Origin of the sequence: Parageobacillus thermoglucosidasius (assembly GCF_001295365.1) — a bacterium.
Taxonomy (GTDB): Bacteria; Bacillota; Bacilli; order Bacillales; family Anoxybacillaceae; genus Parageobacillus; species Parageobacillus thermoglucosidasius.
Genome location: NZ_CP012712.1, coordinates 3,160,183 through 3,180,459, shown reverse-complemented (window position 1 = coordinate 3,180,459; position 20,277 = coordinate 3,160,183). Strand labels below are relative to the sequence as shown.

Sequence of the window (20,277 nt, the reverse complement as noted above, 5' to 3'; positions counted from 1 at the left end):
GGGAAAAACGTGCAGAAGTTGCGAACGAATGTTTCGGCATTGCAAGGAACGCTCAATGTTCCGGGCGACAAATCGATTTCCCATCGCGCTGTGATGCTTGGGGCGATCGCCAACGGGACGACAACGATTGCCAATTTTTTGCCGGGCGAAGATTGTTTAAGTACGATTGATTGTTTTCGCAAAATGAGAGTATCGATTGAGCAAAACGGAAGCGATGTTGTTGTGGAAGGAAAGGGATTAAACGGACTTAAGGAGCCGACTGATATTTTGCATGTCGGTAATTCCGGGACAACAGCACGGCTGTTGCTTGGCATTTTGGCGGGCTGCCCGTTTCATTCTTGCTTAATTGGCGACGAATCGATCGCCAAGCGGCCGATGGGCAGGGTGACAAAACCGCTGAAAATGATGGGCGCGCATATTGACGGCCGCGAGCAAGGAAACTATACCCCATTATCGATTCGCGGCGGCGAACTTCAGCCGATTCATTACGAATCTCCCGTTGCGAGCGCGCAAGTGAAATCGGCGATTTTGCTGGCAGGATTGGCGACTGAGGGCACTACGGCAGTAACGGAACCGCACCGTTCTCGCGATCATACGGAGCGGATGATCCGGTTATTTGGCGGGGACGTCACTGTGGACGGCCGCACGGTTTCCGTGACCGGGCCGCAGCAGCTAACAGGCACCAATATATATGTTCCGGGAGATATCTCATCGGCGGCCTTTTTCTTAGTGGCTGGCGCGATTGTGCCAAACAGTGAGATTACGTTAAAAAACGTCGGCCTTAATCCGACAAGAACAGGGATTATTGATGTATTGCAGCAAATGGGCGCGGACATCACGATCGAGAACGTCCGCAATGAGCAGACAGAGCCGTTTGGCGACATTACCGTCCGCACCTCGAATTTAACAGCGGTAGAAATTGGCGGGGCGCTCATTCCGCGGTTAATTGACGAAATTCCGGTCATCGCCTTGCTTGCGACACAGGCGGAAGGCACAACCGTTATTAAAGATGCTGGCGAATTAAAAGTGAAGGAAACGAACCGAATCGATACGGTCGTGACTGAATTGCGAAAACTTGGCGCCAATATTGAAGCGACAGGCGATGGCATGATCATTCATGGAAAAGCGGCGTTAACGGCAAAGGAAGCGGTCGTTGACAGCCATGGGGATCACCGCATTGGCATGATGCTGGCGATCGCTGCCTGCATTACGCAAGGAACTGTCCATCTAAAGCGCCCAGAAGCGGTCGCCGTTTCTTACCCGTCGTTTTTTGATCATCTTCATTCCTTAATGTAAATAAAAAAAGCAAGAAACAATTGCGCGTTTCTTGCTTTTTTATTCATATGTCTTTTCATTCCTTCATAGCTTTGTCGTAAAGGAGGAATGAAGACATGCCATATGTGATTGAAGGAGCGTACGTGCTTCGCCACGGACAGCTTCAGCGTTGTTCGCTTGTGATCGATCGCAACCGCATTGATTATATAAGCGAACAAGCAAAGCAATATACGTGGATGCGCATGGAAATTGGGGAAATGGTTGTGGCGCCTGGACATGTAGTGGTGGATTTTTCATTTCAGCAGCCGCGGTCGTTTTCCCAATTCAAGCAATACGTCAAGCAGCATCTGATTGCACAAGGCTGCACGACATTGCTCGCTGTTTGTGATGTTTCTTCGGAAAAACAGCTTGTTCCCGCGCTGCAAGCCTTGCGCCAGCATTTATTAAACAGCCCCATCGATTATTTCATCGGTGTGAAAGTCCCGCTTCATACGCTAACTCCGTCATTGATCATCGCTTGCAGGCGATGGAAAATTCCCGTCATTTTTGTCGAAATCAACGAAACCGATGTGCTCCATTCTGTCCCATGGCATTGGATTGCAGAGTCGTTAAAAACACACCCGCTTGCATTTGTCCCGCATTGGCCGCAGGAAAGACGAATGAAAAAACAAGAAGCAGCATGGCGCCAGCTGCTTGCTAAACATCATATTCCATTTGTTCCGTTTCCATTACAAGAACGGAAGCCGCTTTCCCTGGATGTGCTGAAGAAAATTGGAATTTATCCGCAAAAAGGAGATCTCCGCATCGGTGGAGAAGTAGATTATAATTTATACAAAAAAGAGTCTTTGAGCCGTTTAGTTGCCGAAACGCCTTTTGTCGATTATGATAATCATGTTCCGGTGATTACCGTTCATAAAGGAAGATTGCTTAAGGCAGAAAATCAATTATACTTTTATCCTGGGTTTGGTACAGAGCGGATTGTTCGCGCACCGGGAATGTTTTCCGCACATTTTCAGTAGGAAAGGGTTTATGTGTATGAAACGAATCGAAGAAATTGTGCATCTTGTTGAAAGCGGAGAAGTGCAAAAAGCGTTAGCGCTTGTGCCTGACATTAAAAAAAATGGCAGCGATGAAGAAAAATATGAACTTGCCGATCATTTGTATTCGTGGGGAATGCTGGAAGAAGCAAAAGAACTGCTGGAAGAGCTGGCGCATCGCTATCCTGATGAAGGGGAAATCCGTTTGTTTTTAGCGGAAGTGTACACCGATCTGGAGGAAGAAGAAAATGCGCTTGCAATTTTAGAGCAAATCGATGAAGATGATCCTCTGTTTGCCCGTGCATGTCTCATTGCCGCTGATTTGTATCAAATGCAGGGGCTGGAGGAAGTGAGTGAACGAAAGCTTCAGCAAGCATACGAAAAAATGCCGGATGAGCCGATTATTCAATTTGCATTGGCGGAGTTATATTTTTCAATGGGGCAATATTCCAAAAGCATACCGTTTTATGAAAAAGTATTAAAAAAAGAAAAAACCATTGCCGGTACGCACATTCCTGAACGGCTCGCCGAAGCGCTCAGCTTATGCGGCGAATTTGAGCAGGCGCTGCCATATTACGATGAAGCGCTGCAGGAAAAACTCGACAGCCGGACATTGTTTGGCTACGGAGTGACGGCGTTTCAAGCAGAGTATTATCAGACGGCAATTGAAAAATTAAGCGAGCTAAAAGCGCTTGATCCTGAATTTGTGCCGCTTTATCTCTATTTGGCAAAAGCGTATGAACATGAAGGGCAGCTGGAAAAAAGTTATGAAATTGCGAAAGAAGGAATTCACGTTGATGAGTGGAATAAAGAATTATTGCTATATGCCGGAAAAGTCGCTTTAAAACTTGGCAAACCGGATGAAGCGGAATCGTGGCTGAAAAAAGCGATCGAAATTGACCAAGGATATATCGAGGCATTGACGACATTAAGTTCGCTTCTATTGCATCAAGAGCGGTATGAAGAAGTCGTTTCCTGCTTGGAAGAAGTGATGGCACAAGGGGAGTATGACCCTCAGTTTGAATGGGATTTAGCGCGCGCGAAACATAAGCTGGAGATGTATTCCGATGCATTAAACCATTACCGGGAGGCATATACTTTCTTTAAGAATAATATTGATTTTCTCGAAGAATATGGCTATTTTCTTATCGAAGAAGGGGATAGGGAGCAAGCAAAAGAAATATTCCAACAAATTGTCCGCCTCGATCCGGGCCATATAGAGGCAGCAGACATGTTGCTACAATTAGAGGAATAAAGATTGCGGTGAACGTTACCTCTTTCTGGGAAAACGATAGAGGGGGAGCGCATAATGACGCACGTATCTGTGAACGAGAAAAAAGAGTTTATTCGTTGGTTTTTAAATCATTACCAGTTAAAGCGCCGGGAATGTGTTTGGATTTTAAACTATTTAATGAGCCATGACCAATTGATGCAAAAGGTCCACTTTGTCGAAAACGCCCAATATTGCCCGCGCGGCATCATCATGTCCACCCATTGTGTCGACGACGTTCCGTTCCGCTTTTATAAAGGCAATGTCATGACGACGGACGCAGAAAAATCGTTCCATGATATCCGGTTAAACCGGGATGAAGACATTTATATTCAGCTGAATTTCCGTGCTTCTTTTCACTCGCCGCAATATGTCGCCGTACTTGAAGAAAATCCGTATGCTCCAAAACAAGTGCAAGTGGACGAAAATGACCGGCGGCTGGCCGAGCAATTTCTTGAAAAATCGCTTTACGAATTTCAGCGGGAACGGTTAATGAAGCTGATTGATGACGCGCTTGACCGGCAAGACGAGGAAGCATTCCGCCGTCTTACCGATCAGTTGAAACGGTTGTGAAGCCTTGCAGCATGCAAGGTTTTTCTTTTTGCGAAAATATGGTATGTTGATAAAGAAAATGATGATTTTAAAGAAGGGGAATGCGTATGAAATGGATTGCAGCAGATATGGAAATATACGCAAAAGAAAAAAATTATATCGATACCGCCTTAATTTCGCTTATTCCGATTACGATTGCGGACGGTGCCAAGGCGGCCGCGTCCGGAGGGGAATTTGTGCAGCTGGTTGTTCATGAGGCGGAACGGCAGCTAAAGGGAAGGGTGTTTTTATTTCCGCCATTTGCCTATTTTGTGAATGAACAACGTGAAGGGCTTGCTCAGCGGCTTGGCCATTGGACAAGGCAATTAATGGAAGACGGGATGAAGCATGTTTTTTATGTGACATGTGACCATGCTTGGAAAGAATATGAAACACAGCTTGCCGGCAAGCTGTGGATAGTGCCGGCGGTTCCGCTGGAAAATATGGATGAATCGTATAAGCATGAAATCGTCCGTGAACAAACAGCGCGGCTGCTGAACTTTTTCATATCGCAATGGTCATAAAACAGCGGCCTGATAGGAAGTTGGAAGGTTAAAGTGACGATGATATTGACCTTGTCCGCTGATTGAGCTATCATTAGAATGTCCTAGTTTTATATTGTGTTATACAATACTGTCCGGATGGACTTCATTTTATATAGAGGGGGGAAGACGATGAGCGACAAACATCGCGTAACAAGACGCCAATTTTTAAACTACGCGTTGACTGGCGTCGGCGGTTTTATGGCTGCCGGAACTTTAATGCCGATGCTCCGTTTCGCGTTTGATCCGATTTTAAAAGAGGAAGCGGGAACGGACATGGTCGCGGTAGCGGATGTCAAGGACATTACGACAGAACCAAAGCGTTTTGATTTCAAAGTAAAAGTGAAAGACGCTTGGTACGAGTCGGAAGAGCCGAGATCCGCGTGGGTGTATAAAGATGAAAAAGGAGAAATTGTAGCGCTTTCTCCGGTTTGCAAACATCTTGGCTGTACGGTTGACTGGAACACGGATAAAGAGCATCCGAACCAATTTTTCTGTCCTTGCCATTACGGGCGCTACACGAAAGATGGCACGAACGTACCAGGAACGCCGCCGCTAGCTCCGCTAGACCGTTACGAGTACAAAGTGAAAGATGGCAAATTATATTTAGGAAAAGCGAAACCACGAGGGGAGGCGTAATACGTCGTGTTAAATAAGCTTTATGACTGGATTGACGAACGTTTGGATATTACGCCTTTGTGGCGGGATATCGCTGACCATGAAGTTCCAGAACATGTTAACCCGGCCCATCACTTTTCCGCGTTCGTTTATTGTTTTGGCGGATTGACATTTTTTGTTACCGTCATTCAAATTTTATCTGGGATGTTTTTAACGATGTATTACGTTCCAGATATTAAAAACGCGTGGGAATCGGTTTACTATTTGCAAAACGAAGTGGCGTTTGGCCAGATCGTCCGCGGTATGCATCACTGGGGAGCGAGCCTTGTTATCGTCATGATGTTTTTACATACGTTGCGCGTCTTTTTCCAAGGGGCATACAAAAAGCCGCGGGAATTAAACTGGATCGTTGGCGTGCTTATTTTCATGGTCATGATGGGGCTTGGCTTTACCGGCTACTTATTGCCTTGGGATATGAAAGCGCTATTCGCGACAAAAGTAGGTTTGGAAATCGCACACGCAACACCGATTATTGGCCCGGCCATAAAAACATTGCTTGCTGGGGACCCAGAAATCGTCGGTGCGCAAACATTAACGAGATTTTTTGCCATTCACGTCTTCTTCTTGCCTGGCATTTTGCTTGGTTTGATGGCGGCGCATTTCTTAATGATTCGCAGACAAGGTATTTCTGGTCCGCTATGATTCGCGCGAGTGCGATGTAGTGATTAACGATAAAGGAGGGAATACGAAATGCATCGCGGAAAAGGAATGAAATTCGTCGGCGATTCCCGCGTTTCCGCTGTGAGAAAGCCGAATATTCCTAAAGATTATTCGGAGTATCCCGGGAAAACGGAAGCGTTTTGGCCGAACTTCTTATTAAAAGAATGGCTTGTCGGATCCGTCTTCTTAGTCGGCTTTTTATGTTTAACGGTCGCCCATCCGTCTCCGTTAGAGCGCATTGCTGACCCGACGGATACGGCGTATGTTCCGCTCCCGGACTGGTACTTCTTGTTCTTATATCAGCTGCTTAAATATTCGTATGCATCAAGTGACTATACAGTCATCGGGGCAATTGTAATGCCTGGGTTGGCGTTTGGTGCGTTATTATTGGCGCCGTTTTTGGATCGCGGTCCGGAACGACGTCCATGGAAGCGCCCTGTTGCTACCGGAATGATGCTGTTAGCGCTTGCGGCAATGGTGTATTTAACTTGGGAGGCCGTTGTCACGCATGACTGGAAAAAAGCGGCCGAACAAGGAAAAATCCGTGCGGAAGTGGAAATTGATAAAAATGCGGAAGGATATAAAATCGCCCAAGCGAATACATGCACATCTTGCCATGGCGAAAACTTGTCCGGCGGTGCCGCTGCGCCATCACTTATTGGCACTGGCTTGAAGCCGGAAGAAATCGCGAAAATCGCGAAAGATGGCCAAGGCGGGATGCCTCCGGGCATTTTCAAAGGCACGGATGAAGAGTTGAAAAAACTCGCTGAATTTATTGCGGGACTGAAAGAGAAATAAACATTCACCAAAGGAAAAGCTGACTATGATTAGTCAGCTTTTTCTATTACAGCGATCAACAGGAAGCAGGTGTGTATTTTCATGAAATGGTTTTATCCGCTGCTGGCCCACCGTTCTGTTTTATGGTTGTTGCTTATCGTCAATGTGATCGGAACGATTTACGGATATATATGGTACCGTTATCAGCTGGCAGAAACTCCGGCGGTTTTTTTACCGTTTGTCCCGGACAGCCCGACTGCAAGTTTATTTTTTGTACTCGTTCTGATTGCATTTTTGCTTCGCCGTCATTTTCCGCTCTTGGAAGCATTAGCGATCGTGACATTGGTGAAGTATGGCGTTTGGGCGGTTGTCATGAACTTGTTAGTATGGAAAGTGACCGGAACGCTTGACGTCGCAGGATGGATGTTGATTGTTTCGCACGGGGCGATGGCGATCGAGGGAATCGTATACGCTCCGTTTTACCGGTTTCGCTGGCCGCATTTATTGTTCGCTGCGGTCTGGACGTTGCATAATGACATCATTGACTATGTTTTTGGAATGATGCCGCGCTACAGCGTTTTAAATGAATATATGGCGCCAATCGGCTATTTTACGTTTTGGCTCAGCCTCGCTTCGATTGCGGTTAGTTATATGTTGTGTGTGCGAAAAAGCCGGCTTGTTCTTTCATTAAATTGATGGTCTACTCTTGTCCACTCCTTCATACATTGTAGTAGTGAATGGGGGAGGGACAAGAATGAAGCGAATATGGCTGCTTGCTTTCATCGCATTTATTTATGCATTTCCACCGCATGCTAACGCTGCTGAAAAAAATGACGATTGGAAAAAATTAGATGAAATTTCCGATCAAGCGTTACAATTAGCAAAAAATGGACGGTTTGCTGAAGCAAAAGAAGTATTGACCTATTTCAGAAACCAATTTTTTCAAATAAACGCGCGGGACCGGCTGCAATCAGCGGATGAACTTCGCGCAATTACCGTCACTCATGAAAATGCGCTGAAAACGATAACCGCATCTTCATTGCCTGAAGAGGAAAGGATTGATAAAGTAACACAGTTTCGCCTCGTTGTTGATGCGATTCATTCGCAGCACCAGCCGCTTTGGTCGGAGATGGAAACAACGATAATGGGAGCGTTTGATCAGCTCGAGAAAACGGCGGGTCAAGGAAAAAAAGAAGCGTTTGCCGCTTCTCTTCGCGAATTTTTGAATCGTTATGAACTGGTGGAGCCGAGCGTCAAAATTGATGTGCCGCCAGAGGTGGCGAAAAAAATCGATGAAGAAATGGAAATGCTGCAAACACCGGCGTTTCAACAATTAAGCCAAGAAGAACAGCGCAGACATTTAAAAAATATACGTGCGGACTTGCAGTCATTGTTTGAAGGAGCAAAAAAGGATGAAGCCGATCCCTCGCTCATATGGGTGATGATTTCCACCGGGGGAATCATCGTGCTAACGCTGTCTTATGTCGGCTGGCGGAAATACCGCGGGGAAAAGGAAAAAAACCGCACACATCAAAACGAATAGGAAAAAAGGGCCGATGGCGCCCTTTTTATTGTTTTTAATGTTCAATCGGCTGTTTCCGTTCATCAAGTGTAAAGCCTTCTCCAAGCACGTCATGAACGTCAGTGACCGCGACAAACGCATGGGGATCGACGGAAATAATGACACTTTTCAAACGCGGCAGTTCATTTTTCGCGACAACGCAATACAAAACATCGCGGTCACGTTTCGTATAAGAGCCCCGCCCTTTTAAAACCGTTACACCGCGATCCATTTCCGTTAAAATTTTGTTGGCAATTTCCTCGCTTTTTTCCGAAATAATCATCGCTCCTTTTGCCGCATAGCCGCCTTCTTGCATAAAATCAATGACGCGAGCGGCGATAAAGACAGCAACGAGCGTGTACATCGCTTCACGGTAAGAAAGATAAAGCAAGGAAAGCGTTATGACCACCACATCGAACGTAAACATCGTTTTTCCCATGCTGATTCCTTTATATTTATAAACAAGCCGCGCGATAATATCGACGCCGCCAGTCGTTCCCCCGTAGCGGAAAATAATGCCGAGGCCGACGCCGATAAAGACACCGGCAAACAATGCGGCCAACGTCATATCATGCTTCAGCGGCATATGAATGGTGTAACGTTGGAAAATCCAAAGAAACAAAGAAACGGCAACAGTCCCGATCATCGTGTAGAAAAACGTGTGGCGGCCGAGCAATTTCCACCCGATGAAAAAGAGCGGAATGTTCAATGCCAAGTTGGTATAGGACGGGTCAATGCCAAATAAGAAGTAAAGCAGCAGCGTAATGCCGGTAAAACCGCCTTCCGCCAAGTTATTTTGCATGTTAAAATGGACAAGCCCGAATGCAAAAATGGCGGCACCAACCAAAATGAAAATGATATTTTTTATTTTTAATCCAAAGACCATAGGCTACCTCCGTTTTCATAATAGTCAGCGCCCTTAATTATAGATGAAGTTGTACTTGCAAGCAACGTGCAGGCACAGTACATAAAAATATTTGTCAAAAACGTTGCTTTTCGCTAACATGAAGACATGAGAGGTGACGTTTATGCAAGAAAAAACGGTCAAGCAGCTGCAACAAGAAGTCGACGAATATATTAGCCAATTTAAAGAGGGATATTTCAGCCCGCTTGCCATGCTGGCAAGACTGACAGAAGAGCTTGGCGAGCTGGCGCGGGAAGTCAACCATTATTATGGCGAAAAACCGAAAAAACAGACGGAAAAAGAAAAAACGATTGAAGAAGAACTTGGCGATTTGTTATTTGTCCTTATTTGCTTTGCCAATTCCCTCCATATCGATTTGCAGCAAGCGCATGATATGGTGATGGAAAAGTTTCGCACGAGAGATAAAGACCGTTGGACGCGGAAAGAAAAGGAGGAAGCATAGTGGAAACGATTCGCATCGTCATTGCCGGCCCGCGCGGCCGAATGGGACGTGAAGCAGTTTCGCTTGTACAAAAAACCGAACATTTTCAACTTGTCGGTGTCATTGACCGGAAAAACGACGGAGGAGATTTAGCGGATGTGGAAGGGTTTTCCGGTATCCACGCTCCGATTTATACCGATGCGGCCCGCTGCTTTCAAGAAGTGAAACCAGACGTACTCATTGATTTAACAACACCGGAAGCTGGGAAAAGACATGCGGAAACCGCGCTTCAATACGGGGTTCGTCCTGTTGTCGGCACGACCGGCTTTACAAATGAAGATATTCAACGTCTGACCAAGTTGGCAGAAGAAAAAGAAATTGGGGCGATCATTGCGCCCAACTTTGCGGTCGGCGCCATTTTAATGATGAAATTTGCGCAGATGGCGGCAAAATATTTTCCAGATGTCGAAATTATCGAATTACATCATGACCAAAAACTGGACGCTCCATCCGGAACAGCGGTGAAGACAGCCCAGCTTATTTCCATGGTGCGCCCGTCGAAAAAACAAGGGCATCCGGATGAGAAGGAGACGCTCGCCGGGGCGCGCGGTGCGACATATGATGGAATACCGATCCATAGCGTTCGCCTTCCAGGGCTTATCGCCCATCAGGAAGTGATTTTTGGCGGAAACGGACAAGCGTTAACGATTCGCCATGATTCGTTCAACCGCGCTTCTTTCATGTCTGGAGTAAAATTGTCGGTGGAAACGGTCATGAAGCTACATACGCTCGTATACGGCTTGGAACATATTATCGAGTAAAGCGGCAAGAAGCGAGAGGAAATAAGCGGGGGTGCTATTGTGAGAATCGCGTTGATCGCGCATGATAAAAAGAAAGCGGATATGATTGAATTTGTGACTGCCTATCAGCCGATTTTAGAACAACATGAACTGTATGCGACGGGCACGACCGGCTTGCGCATTCAGGAAGCGACAGGACTGCCGGTGCATCGCTTTCAATCGGGGCCATATGGCGGCGATCAAGAAATTGGTGCAATGATTGCCCGCAATGAAATGGATATGGTGATATTTTTCCGCGATCCGTTGACGGCACAGCCGCATGAGCCGGATGTCAGTGCGCTCATTCGCTTATGTGATGTCTATTCCGTGCCGCTTGCAACCAATATGGGGACGGCGGAAATTTTAATTAAAGGGCTGGAGCGCGGCGATTTTGCGTGGAGGAATATTGTCCGCGGCCGAAAAGGTGAGACAAATGGAATATGAGCAGCTGCATATGCTGGCGTTCGGTGCCCACCCGGATGATGTGGAGATCGGGATGGGGGGAACGATTGCGAAATATGCGGAAAAGGGGTATCGCATCGGCATTTGCGATTTAACGATGGCCGAGCTGTCGTCGAACGGGACGGTGGAATTGCGGCAAAAGGAAGCAACGGAGGCCGCGAATATATTAGGAGTTGCCACAAGAATAAACCTTGGGCTTCCGGACCGCGGTTTGCATCCGACGGAGGAAGTGGTTCAAAGCATCGCTTCTGTCATTCGCCGGTACCGCCCTCGCGTGGTGTTTGCCCCTTATTGGGTGGACCGGCATCCGGATCATGGACATTGCGCTCGCCTTGTTGACGAGGCGGTGTTTTCTGCCGGCATCCGCCGCTACAAAACCGAGCCGGACTTGCCGGCACATCGCGTTCCATCTGTTTATTATTACATGATTAATGCGTGGGAACGTCCGCATTTTGTCATTGACATCAGCGATACGATGGACAAAAAAATAGCTAGTTTGCGCGCTTATGAAAGCCAGTTTACAAAAACGGCAGGATCTGTCGACACACCGCTGACAGACGGCTATATTGACATGGTGGAAAGCCGCGAGCGGCTTTTCGGAAAAGAAGTTGGCGTCACGTTTGCCGAAGGGTTTTTCGTGAAAAAACCGCTCAAAATTTTCCACGATTTGCTGGGAGTGTGACAATGCAGCTGAAAATAGGAATCGTTTGTTATCCGACGGTAGGAGGCTCTGGTGTCGTCGCTACCGAATTAGGAAAATTGCTGGCGGAAAAAGGGCATGAAATTCATTTTATTTCTTCAAGCATGCCGTTCCGCCTCAATAAAGTGTATGGCAATATTTATTATCATGAAGTAAGCGTCAATCAATATTCCGTGTTTCAATATCCGCCGTACGATTTAGCGCTAGCGAGCAAAATTGCTGAAGTGACGAAGCGGGAACGGCTGGACATACTGCATGCCCACTATGCCGTTCCGCACGCTGTTTGCGCTGTGTTGGCGCGGCAAATGGCAAACGGAAAGCTAAAGATTGTTACGACATTGCATGGAACGGACATTACCGTGCTTGGTTATGATCCGTCATTAAGCGATATGATAAAATTTGGCATTGAACAATCGGATGCCGTTACTGCTGTTTCCAATGCGCTCGTTCGCCAGACATATGAGCTTCTTGACGTGCAAAAGCCGATCCAAACCATCTATAATTTTGTGGATGAGCGTGTATACCGCAAAAAAAACGTCGATCATTTAAAGAAGGAATACGGCATTGGTGAAAATGAAAAAGTCATCATTCACGTATCCAACTTTCGAAAAGTCAAACGTGTTCCCGATGTGGTGCATGTATTTTCCCGCATTCGCAAGAGGCTGCCGGCAAAACTGCTGCTTGTCGGCGACGGTCCAGAAATGACGGTCGTCGGCCGCCTTGTGAATGAGCTTGGACTTGCCGATGACGTCCGTTTTCTTGGAAAACAAGATAAACTCGATGAATTATATTCCATTAGCGATGTAAAACTGTTATTGTCCGAAAAAGAAAGCTTTGGCCTTGTGCTATTAGAAGCGATGGCCTGCGGCGTTCCTTGCGTCGGCACAGCGATCGGCGGCATTCCGGAAGTGATAGCGGACGGGAAAACAGGATTTTTATGCGAGCTCGGAAATGTGGAAGAAGCTGCTAATAAAGCGCTTCGCATTTTAACGGATAAACGCCTTCATACATGGATGGCAACACAGGCAGTGCAAACCGTATATGAAAAATTCCATTCCGCGCACATCGTCAAGCAATATGAAGATATTTATTTTTCGCTCATAAAGGGGTGAAGCAATGAAAGAACCGTTCCAAAAAGCGCTTGGCATTATCCGGCAGTTAAAAAAGCATGGATATGAGGCATATTTTGTCGGCGGGGCGGTGCGCGATCTTTTATTAAAACGGAACATTGGCGATGTCGATATCGCGACAAGCGCGCTGCCGCACGAAGTAATGCAATTGTTCCCGAAAACGATTGATATCGGCTCACAGCATGGCACTGTTGTCGTTATTCATGACGGCATTCCGTATGAAGTGACGACGTTCCGCGCCGATGGTAACTATGAAGACCACCGCCGCCCGGAATCGGTGACGTTCGTCCGTTCCCTTTACGAAGATTTAAAACGCCGCGATTTCACGATGAACGCGATCGCGATGGATGAAGCAGGAAAGCTGATCGATCCATTTGGCGGGCAAGACGCGATCACCAATCGCATGATTTGCACAGTCGGCGATCCAAAAGAGAGGTTTTCCGAAGATGCGTTAAGAATGATGCGGGCGATCCGGTTTGTCAGCCAGCTCGGCTTTTCCCTTGATGAAGAGACAAAGCAGGCAATTATCGAAAACGCACCGCTTCTTGCCCATATTTCGGTAGAGCGGATGACGATGGAATTTGAAAAGCTGTTGGAAGGCCCGTTTGCCAGCCGGGCATTGTCCTTGTTGGTCGAAACAAGACTGTTTTTCTATTTGCCGATGCTTTGTGAGAAAGAAAACGAATTGCAAACGGCTGCCTGTTATGATTGGAGGAAGCTTGATTCGCGCGGGCAGCGGTGGGGATTTTTATGCCATATCCTTCGTGTCGATTCGCCTGTCCGCTTTTTGCGGGCATGGAAGTTGCCCAATCGCATTATTAAAGAAGTGGAGACGGTGTTACGGATTGTGCAAACGACTCATTCTGACAGCGATTGGACGAAAGAGCGGCTGTTTGCGTTCGGGCTGGAGCATGCGATTGCCGCAGAAACAGTCCGCTCGGTAGCCAACGGCGAAAACGTGGACGAGCGCCGCAAAAAGTTGCGCGAATTGTTTATGTCCCTTCCAATAAAAACAAAAAGTGAATTAGCGGTGCGCGGACATGACATCATGAAATGGTTTGGCAAACCGGGAGGACCTTGGGTAAAAGAGATATTGGAACTCATCGAACGAGCCGTGATTCACGGGGAAGTAGAAAACCATAAGGAGCGGATTCACGAATGGCTCATTCATCGCAATCTGATACGCGGAGAAAATTGTTAGAGCTGTTTTCTGAAGCGAATGGGGAGTTTATTTCTGGACAAAAAATTAGCGAAATGCTCGGCTGTTCAAGGACGGCTGTTTGGAAACATATCGAAGAGCTGCGGAAGGAAGGATTTGAATTGGAAGCGGTGCGCCGTCTCGGCTACCGCATTGTCAAAGCCCCGGATAAAGTGACAGCGAACGAAATTCATCTTGGTTTAAAGACAGAAACACTCGGCCGCCATATTCATTTCGAAGAAGAGGTAACATCGACACAGCAGATCGCTTTAAAACTTGCGTATGAAGGGGCGAAAGAAGGAACGCTCGTGATCGCGGAGCAGCAAACGGCCGGACGCGGGCGGATGGACCGCAAATGGTTTTCCCCGAAAGGAACGGGAATATGGATGAGCCTCATTTTACGTCCGCCGATTCCGCCGCAAAAGGCCCCGCAGCTTACGTTGCTGACCGCCGTTGCGATTGCGCAGGCAATTCAGGAAATAACGGATATCGTGCCAGATATAAAATGGCCGAACGATATTTTAATCAACGGAAAAAAATGTGTCGGCATTTTAACGGAATTGCAAGCGGACCCTGACCGGATTCATTCGGTCATTGTCGGCATCGGCATTAACGTCAACCAAACGATCGAGCAATTTCCGGAAGAAATCCGCGCCATTGCCACGTCGCTCTCGATCGAAAAAGGAGAGCGCATTCAGCGGGCAAAGCTCATCCAAGAAATTTTGCTGCGGCTTGAATATTTATATAAACAATATTTGCAATATGGCTTCCGCCCGATTAAACTATTATGGGAAGGATATGCCGCCAGCATCGGGAAAGAAATTGTCGCCCGGACGTTAACCGGGACGATGAAAGGAATCGCGCTCGGCATTACCGATGAGGGCGTGCTTATGCTGGAAGACGAAAACAAACAGATTCATTACATTCACTCCGCTGATATTCAATTATGAGCAACCAGCTAGAAAAATTGTGACAATTTTGTTAAAATACAAACATGCAAGGAGAAGGGCAGTATCTTTTGCGAAAGAACTGCACCAAATAAGCAAGTGACAAGTGAATAAAAAGCGCGATCTGCCTTGATCCTTAAGAAGGACTTGGACAGAGGGATGAACTCGACCGATTGCGGCTATAGGTGTCCTTCTTTCTCCTCAAGGTAGAGAAAGAAGGTTTTTTTGTTCGGTGATTCATCTCCTCTGTAACAAAAGAGGAGGGACAAGTAGTGAAAACGAAAACCGATTTTTCCCGAATGAAGCAAACGAATGAGCCGATTGTCATGCTGACTGCTTACGATTTTCCGTCGGCAAAACTGGCGGAAGCAGCGGGAGTGGATATGATTTTAGTCGGCGATTCGCTTGGGATGGTCGTTTTAGGGTATGATTCGACGATACCTGTTACCGTTGAAGAAATGATTCATCATACGAAAGCGGTGCGCCGTGGAGCGCCAAACACGTTTATCGTTACCGACATGCCGTTCATGTCTTATCATTTATCCATGGAAGAAGCGCTCCGCAACGCGCAACGCATCATGCAACAATCAGGGGCGAACGCGGTGAAAGTGGAAGGTGCCGATGATGTCATCGACGTTATTCGCGCGCTTACAAAGGCGGGAGTCCCTGTCGTGGCGCACCTTGGGCTTACTCCGCAGTCTGTCGGGGTGCTCGGCGGCTATAAAGTGCAAGGAAAAGACGCGGAAAGCGCCCGTAAATTAATCGAAGATGCCAAGTTGTGCGAAAAAGCTGGCGCGATCGCTCTTGTTTTGGAATGTGTGCCGAAACAAATTGCCGCGGAAATTACAAAACAGTTGACGATTCCGACTATCGGTATCGGCGCCGGCGACGAAGTGGATGGCCAAGTGCTCGTATATCATGATGTGCTTGGATATGGAGTGGATCGCGTTCCAAAATTCGTGAAAAAATATGCGAACATTCAAGAGACGATTACCCATGCGCTTGCCGATTACGTCGCTGATGTGAAGCTGCGGCGGTTTCCGGAAGCGGCTCATATGTTTATGATGAAAGAAGAAGAATGGGTTGCCCTGTACGGAGGAAAACAATCATGATAGTGACAGCGAAAGTGCAAGACATGCAAACAATGATGCAGCAATATCGCCGCGAAGGCAAAACGATCGGTTTTGTGCCGACGATGGGGTATTTGCACGAAGGGCACGTTGCTCTCATAAGAAAAGCGCGCGAAGAAAACGACATCGTCGCATTAAGCGTTTTTGTCAATCCGTTGCAGTTCGGCCCAAATGAAGATTTTGCGCGCTACCCGCGCGATATCGAGCGTGATCAGCGCATTGCGAAAGAAAACGGCGTCGACGTTTTCTTTTGCCCGAGTGTCGAGGAAATGTATCCGCGCCCATTAAGCGTGCAAGTGGTCGTGAAAGAGCGCGTTGACGTGCTTTGCGGAAGATCAAGGCCAGGTCATTTCGACGGCGTTGCCACCGTCTTGACGAAATTGTTTCACATTGTCATGCCGACGCGCGCTTATTTCGGAATGAAAGACGCACAGCAAGTCGCAGTGGTGGACGGACTGATTCGCGATTTCCATTTCCCAATCGAATTGGTCGCTGTGCCAACCGTTCGCGAAGAAGACGGGCTTGCGAAAAGTTCCCGGAACGTTTACTTATCGCCGGAAGAACGAAAAGAGGCTCCGGCGCTCTACCAAGCGCTGCAGCAGGCAAAACAGGCAATCGAGAATGGGGAGCGCCATCCAGAGGCGGTCCGCGCATTAGTGATAAACTATATTCAAGCACACACGCGCGCGGAGATCGATTATGTGGAAATTTACTCTTACCCGGAGTTAACATCGCTTGAAAAGCTATGCGGGAAAGTGATTATCGCCGTTGCCGTTCGGTTTGCTAATGCCCGTCTCATCGATAATATCGTAATGGATATAAAGTGACGCTATTGGGGGGATTCTCTATGTTTCGCACATTAATGAACGCGAAAATCCACCGCGCTCGTGTAACGGAGGCAAATTTGAATTACGTTGGCAGCATTACGATCGATGCGGATATTTTGGATGCGGTCGGCATGGTTGCTAATGAAAAAGTGCAAGTGGTCAACAATAATAACGGAGCGCGTTTTGAAACATATATTATTCCCGGGGAGCGCGGCAGCGGGGTATTTTGTTTGAATGGCGCCGCTGCTCGGCTTGTGCAAAAAGGGGATATTATTATTGTCATTTCCTATGCGATCGTTCCTGAGGAAAAAATCGCCCAACATCGTCCGAAAATCGCGATTATGGATGAGAACAATCGCATTCAGCAGCTTATTGTCGAAGAACCAGCACATACGGTTTTATAATAATAAAAGGAATAAGGGGCTATTTCGCGAGCGAAAAGGCCCCTTTCGTTACGCTTTTTTATTTTGAGGTGACGATATGAAAGACCGTTTTGTCATTATGGATTTAGAAACAACGGGAAATGTTCCGAAAAAAGGCGACCGCATTATTCAGCTTGGCATGGTCGTCGTGGAGAACGGGCAGATTATCGAGCGCTTCTCGAGTTTTTTTAATCCTGAGCGGGATATTCCTCCATTTGTCCAACAGTTAACGAACATTAATGAACAAATGGTCGCTGATGCCCCTGTTTTTGCCGAGGAAGCGGCGAAAGTCGTCGATATGCTGCAACAATCTTATTTTGTTGCCCATAACGTTTCGTTTGATTTGCAATTTTTACAAGAAGAATTGCATATGGCGGGATTCCCCCCATTTTCTGGGCCGACGATCGATACAGTTGAGCTTGCCCGCATCGTGTTTCCAGATGCCGAAAGCTATAAATTATCAGATTTAGCAAAACTTTTATGCATTGCTCATGACCAGCCACATCACGCTGACAGCGATGCGGAAGTCACCGCAAAACTATTCATCGCGTTACTGGACCGCCTGCGCCAGCTGCCGCTTGTGACGCTGCAGCATTTAAAGCGGCTGTCGGCCTATCTGAAAAGCGATTTATATTCGTTGCTGGACAATATGATAATGGAAAAGATGACATCTTTAGCCGATGAGAAATCCTATATATTTTATCATGGTGTTGCGCTAAAAAAACCTGCTCCCGTGCAGAAAAAAGATAAAGGCGACCATAAGTGGGCCACGTTTGCCGAATTCTTTGCCGGCCCGCGTGTACTGCCGCTTGCTCATTATGAAAGGCGGGACGGGCAATGGGAAATGATGAAGCTCGTTTATGAAGCGCTGGAAACGTCGCAGCACGCTTTAGTCGAAGCTGGGACAGGCATTGGCAAATCGCTGGCATATTTAATTCCAAGCGCCTTTTTTGCGCATGAGCGGCAAAAGCGCGTCGTGATTAGCACACATACGCTTCAGCTGCAACAGCAGCTGCTTGAGCGTGACATTCCTTTCGTAAAAACCATTGTTCCGTTTCCGCTTCGCGTAGCAGTGCTAAAAGGAAAACGCAATTATCTTTCATTGGATAAGTTTGTCGCTTTTTTGCGGGAGCATCATCACAACTATGATGTTGTTTTGTTGAAATGCCAGCTTCTTGTTTGGTTGACGAAAACAGAAACAGGAGATATGGACGAATTAAACGTCTCATCCGGGGCGCGCTTGTTTTTGCCGCTGCTGTTTATGGACGAGGAAGATAACGGCAGCAAACATAATTTCTTTTTACGGGCGAAACAGCGTGCTGAAGAAGCCGATATTGTGATCACCAATCATGCTTTTTTATTGCATGATGTTACTGCTTCAACACCGCTGTTGCCTGATTATGAGCATATAGTCATTGATGAGGCGCACCATCTCGAAGATGTCGCATCCCATTATTTCGGGCAACAAGTCGATTATGTTTCCATTCGCTTGTTATTAACAAGAATTGGTAAGATAAATGAAAACGGCTCGCTTGCGAAATTGATGAAGTTATTTGAGCGGCATCATCTGAGTGCGGAGGAACGTTTTTTGCGTTGTGAGCGGCTTGTGGAAGAGCTGCAGTTTGAGTGTGACGAGCTGTTCCGCATGATGCGCCGTTATGCATTGGCCAGAAAACCGCCGGAATCGGGGCGCTGCCGCTATCGCATTGAGCCAAAAACAGAAAGCGGCCGCCAATGGAGCGCGATGAAAGAGCTGCTGTGGCGGGTGCGCGATCATGTTGCCCAGCTTGTCGACGAAACAAAGCGGCTGCGGGCGGTTTTCATCCAAAACGAAATGGAAACCTCCCGATCGAATAAGTCATGTTCGTATTTTTCCGACGTTTTCGCCTTAAACCAGATTGTCGATGCCTTGTTTGATTTAATGGAAAGCGATGATCCAATGATCGTGCGATGGATCGAAGCGGAAGAAAAGGGAGCGGCAAACGCTACGGCGATTTATTCACAGCCGATTCAGCTCGATGAATTTTTCGCCGAACGGCTGTTTATGCGAAAAAAAAGCGTTGTGCTTACATCGGCGACATTAACGATGAACGGCAGTTTTTCCTATATAATATCCCGTCTCGGATTAAGCGACTTTTATCCGGTTTGCCAAACGATTCCGTCCCCGTTTTCCTTTAAAGACCAGGCGATCCTTATGGTTCCGAGCGATTTTCCATCCATTTCTTCGGTATCATTAGAAGAATATGCCTCCGCTGTTGCCGACGGGGTAACGCAAATCGCCGAACGAATCAAAGGGAAAATGCTCGTGCTTTTTACTTCTTACGAGCTGTTGAGATTGACCGCCGCCGCGATGAATATGGATGAACGAAGCGGGGAACATGTATTGATTGCCCAGGGAATACAAAGCGGCAGTGCGGCAAAACTGACAAGAGTGTTTCAACAGTTTGAGCAAGCGATTTTGTTTGGAACAAGCAATTTTTGGGAAGGAGTCGATTTGCCTGGTGACGAGCTGTCGGTAGTAGTGATCGTCCGCTTGCCATTTGCGCCACCGGATGACCCGGTCATCTCCGCAAAGAGCGAGCATATTCGCGCCAAAGGCGGAAATCCTTTTTACGAGCTGTCCCTTCCGGAAGCGGTACTCCGCTTTAAGCAAGGGGTTGGAAGACTAATTCGCACGAAAAAGGATAAAGGGGCAGTGTTTGTACTTGACCGCCGCCTTACGTCTGCTTCATACGGGAAATATTTCTTAAATTCGTTGCCGCCGCTTCATGTCTATGAACAATCGCTTGATCAGCTTTTGCAAAAACTAGAAAATTGGTTGTGATAAATGGAGAAAAAACGGCGCAAGCTATAGCTACATTGGACTGGCCGTTGCTTCGCTTGCG

The 20,277-nt window shown here is 47.1% G+C and carries 22 protein-coding genes; 21 read left to right on the top strand and 1 reads right to left on the bottom strand.

What is annotated here, in order from left to right:
* Window positions 1-9 precede the first annotated feature (9 nt).
* From aroA to ypjB, 10 genes are all read left to right on the top strand, one after another.
* Complete coding sequence (gene aroA / locus AOT13_RS15560) at window positions 10-1,296, top strand: 3-phosphoshikimate 1-carboxyvinyltransferase (protein WP_013876729.1); 1,287 nt, start codon at window positions 10-12, stop codon at window positions 1,294-1,296.
* Window positions 1,297-1,391: 95 nt separating this feature from the next.
* A complete protein-coding gene (locus tag AOT13_RS15555; protein WP_003249607.1) occupies window positions 1,392-2,294 on the top strand; it encodes a hypothetical protein in 903 nt (300 codons plus the stop codon).
* Window positions 2,295-2,310: 16 nt separating this feature from the next.
* A complete protein-coding gene (locus AOT13_RS15550) occupies window positions 2,311-3,567 on the top strand; it encodes a tetratricopeptide repeat protein (RefSeq protein ID WP_003249609.1) in 1,257 nt (418 codons plus the stop codon).
* Between the two features lie 51 nt (window positions 3,568-3,618).
* Window positions 3,619-4,155 (top strand): ReoY family proteolytic degradation factor, encoded by a 537-nt coding sequence (locus tag AOT13_RS15545; protein ID WP_173662715.1) that lies wholly within the window; start codon window positions 3,619-3,621, stop codon window positions 4,153-4,155.
* Between the two features lie 86 nt (window positions 4,156-4,241).
* Window positions 4,242-4,697 (top strand): YpiF family protein, encoded by a 456-nt coding sequence (locus AOT13_RS15540; RefSeq protein ID WP_003249612.1) that lies wholly within the window; start codon window positions 4,242-4,244, stop codon window positions 4,695-4,697.
* A gap of 150 nt (window positions 4,698-4,847) precedes the next feature.
* Window positions 4,848-5,354, top strand: coding sequence for a Rieske (2Fe-2S) protein (locus AOT13_RS15535; protein ID WP_003249614.1), 507 nt, complete (start codon window positions 4,848-4,850; stop codon window positions 5,352-5,354).
* A 6-nt stretch (window positions 5,355-5,360) separates the two neighbouring features.
* Window positions 5,361-6,035 carry a menaquinol-cytochrome c reductase cytochrome b subunit gene (gene qcrB / locus AOT13_RS15530; RefSeq protein WP_003249616.1) on the top strand — a complete coding sequence of 225 codons (675 nt, stop codon included), beginning with the start codon at window positions 5,361-5,363 and terminating at the stop codon, window positions 6,033-6,035.
* A 48-nt stretch (window positions 6,036-6,083) separates the two neighbouring features.
* Complete coding sequence (locus tag AOT13_RS15525) at window positions 6,084-6,851, top strand: menaquinol-cytochrome c reductase cytochrome b/c subunit (RefSeq protein ID WP_003249618.1); 768 nt, start codon at window positions 6,084-6,086, stop codon at window positions 6,849-6,851.
* An 81-nt stretch (window positions 6,852-6,932) separates the two neighbouring features.
* Complete coding sequence (lhaT, locus tag AOT13_RS15520; protein WP_003249620.1) at window positions 6,933-7,526, top strand: lipoprotein heptaprenylglyceryl N-acetyltransferase LhaT; 594 nt, start codon at window positions 6,933-6,935, stop codon at window positions 7,524-7,526.
* 58 nt (window positions 7,527-7,584) lie between these two features.
* Complete coding sequence (gene ypjB / locus AOT13_RS15515; protein ID WP_003249622.1) at window positions 7,585-8,373, top strand: sporulation protein YpjB; 789 nt, start codon at window positions 7,585-7,587, stop codon at window positions 8,371-8,373.
* Between the two features lie 34 nt (window positions 8,374-8,407).
* On the opposite strand, the gene AOT13_RS15510 is transcribed toward ypjB, so the two are convergent.
* On the bottom strand, window positions 8,408-9,277 hold the full coding sequence (locus AOT13_RS15510; protein WP_003249624.1) for a YitT family protein: 870 nt from the start codon (window positions 9,275-9,277) through the stop codon (window positions 8,408-8,410).
* 142 nt (window positions 9,278-9,419) lie between these two features.
* Between AOT13_RS15510 and AOT13_RS15505 the strand changes: the two genes are divergently transcribed.
* The 11 genes from AOT13_RS15505 (at window position 9,420) to dinG (ending at window position 20,216) form a co-directional block, all read left to right on the top strand.
* Window positions 9,420-9,758 (top strand): nucleotide pyrophosphohydrolase, encoded by a 339-nt coding sequence (locus AOT13_RS15505; RefSeq protein WP_003249626.1) that lies wholly within the window; start codon window positions 9,420-9,422, stop codon window positions 9,756-9,758.
* 41 nt (window positions 9,759-9,799) lie between these two features.
* On the top strand, window positions 9,800-10,558 hold the full coding sequence (gene dapB, locus AOT13_RS15500; protein ID WP_232511607.1) for a 4-hydroxy-tetrahydrodipicolinate reductase: 759 nt from the start codon (window positions 9,800-9,802) through the stop codon (window positions 10,556-10,558).
* A gap of 39 nt (window positions 10,559-10,597) precedes the next feature.
* Window positions 10,598-11,020 carry a methylglyoxal synthase gene (gene mgsA, locus AOT13_RS15495; protein WP_003249629.1) on the top strand — a complete coding sequence of 141 codons (423 nt, stop codon included), beginning with the start codon at window positions 10,598-10,600 and terminating at the stop codon, window positions 11,018-11,020.
* Window positions 11,010-11,720 carry a bacillithiol biosynthesis deacetylase BshB1 gene (gene bshB1 / locus AOT13_RS15490; RefSeq protein WP_042384044.1) on the top strand — a complete coding sequence of 237 codons (711 nt, stop codon included), beginning with the start codon at window positions 11,010-11,012 and terminating at the stop codon, window positions 11,718-11,720. The genes mgsA and bshB1 overlap by 11 nt, the downstream gene beginning before the upstream one ends.
* A gap of 2 nt (window positions 11,721-11,722) precedes the next feature.
* Complete coding sequence (gene bshA / locus AOT13_RS15485; RefSeq protein ID WP_003249633.1) at window positions 11,723-12,850, top strand: N-acetyl-alpha-D-glucosaminyl L-malate synthase BshA; 1,128 nt, start codon at window positions 11,723-11,725, stop codon at window positions 12,848-12,850.
* Between the two features lie 4 nt (window positions 12,851-12,854).
* Entirely contained in the window at window positions 12,855-14,069 is a 1,215-nt protein-coding gene (locus tag AOT13_RS15480; protein ID WP_003249635.1) for a CCA tRNA nucleotidyltransferase, read from the top strand.
* Window positions 14,027-15,016 carry a bifunctional biotin--[acetyl-CoA-carboxylase] synthetase/biotin operon repressor gene (locus AOT13_RS15475; RefSeq protein WP_003249636.1) on the top strand — a complete coding sequence of 330 codons (990 nt, stop codon included), beginning with the start codon at window positions 14,027-14,029 and terminating at the stop codon, window positions 15,014-15,016. Before AOT13_RS15480 ends, AOT13_RS15475 begins: the two co-directional genes overlap by 43 nt.
* Before the next feature lie 269 nt (window positions 15,017-15,285).
* Complete coding sequence (gene panB / locus AOT13_RS15470) at window positions 15,286-16,125, top strand: 3-methyl-2-oxobutanoate hydroxymethyltransferase (protein ID WP_003249639.1); 840 nt, start codon at window positions 15,286-15,288, stop codon at window positions 16,123-16,125.
* Complete coding sequence (panC, locus tag AOT13_RS15465) at window positions 16,122-16,970, top strand: pantoate--beta-alanine ligase (RefSeq protein WP_003249641.1); 849 nt, start codon at window positions 16,122-16,124, stop codon at window positions 16,968-16,970. Before panB ends, panC begins: the two co-directional genes overlap by 4 nt.
* 20 nt (window positions 16,971-16,990) lie before the next feature.
* Window positions 16,991-17,374 (top strand): aspartate 1-decarboxylase, encoded by a 384-nt coding sequence (gene panD / locus AOT13_RS15460; RefSeq protein ID WP_003249643.1) that lies wholly within the window; start codon window positions 16,991-16,993, stop codon window positions 17,372-17,374.
* Between the two features lie 76 nt (window positions 17,375-17,450).
* Window positions 17,451-20,216, top strand: a complete 2,766-nt coding sequence (gene dinG / locus AOT13_RS15455; RefSeq protein WP_003249644.1) for an ATP-dependent DNA helicase DinG — start codon at window positions 17,451-17,453, stop codon at window positions 20,214-20,216.
* Window positions 20,217-20,277 lie beyond the last annotated feature (61 nt).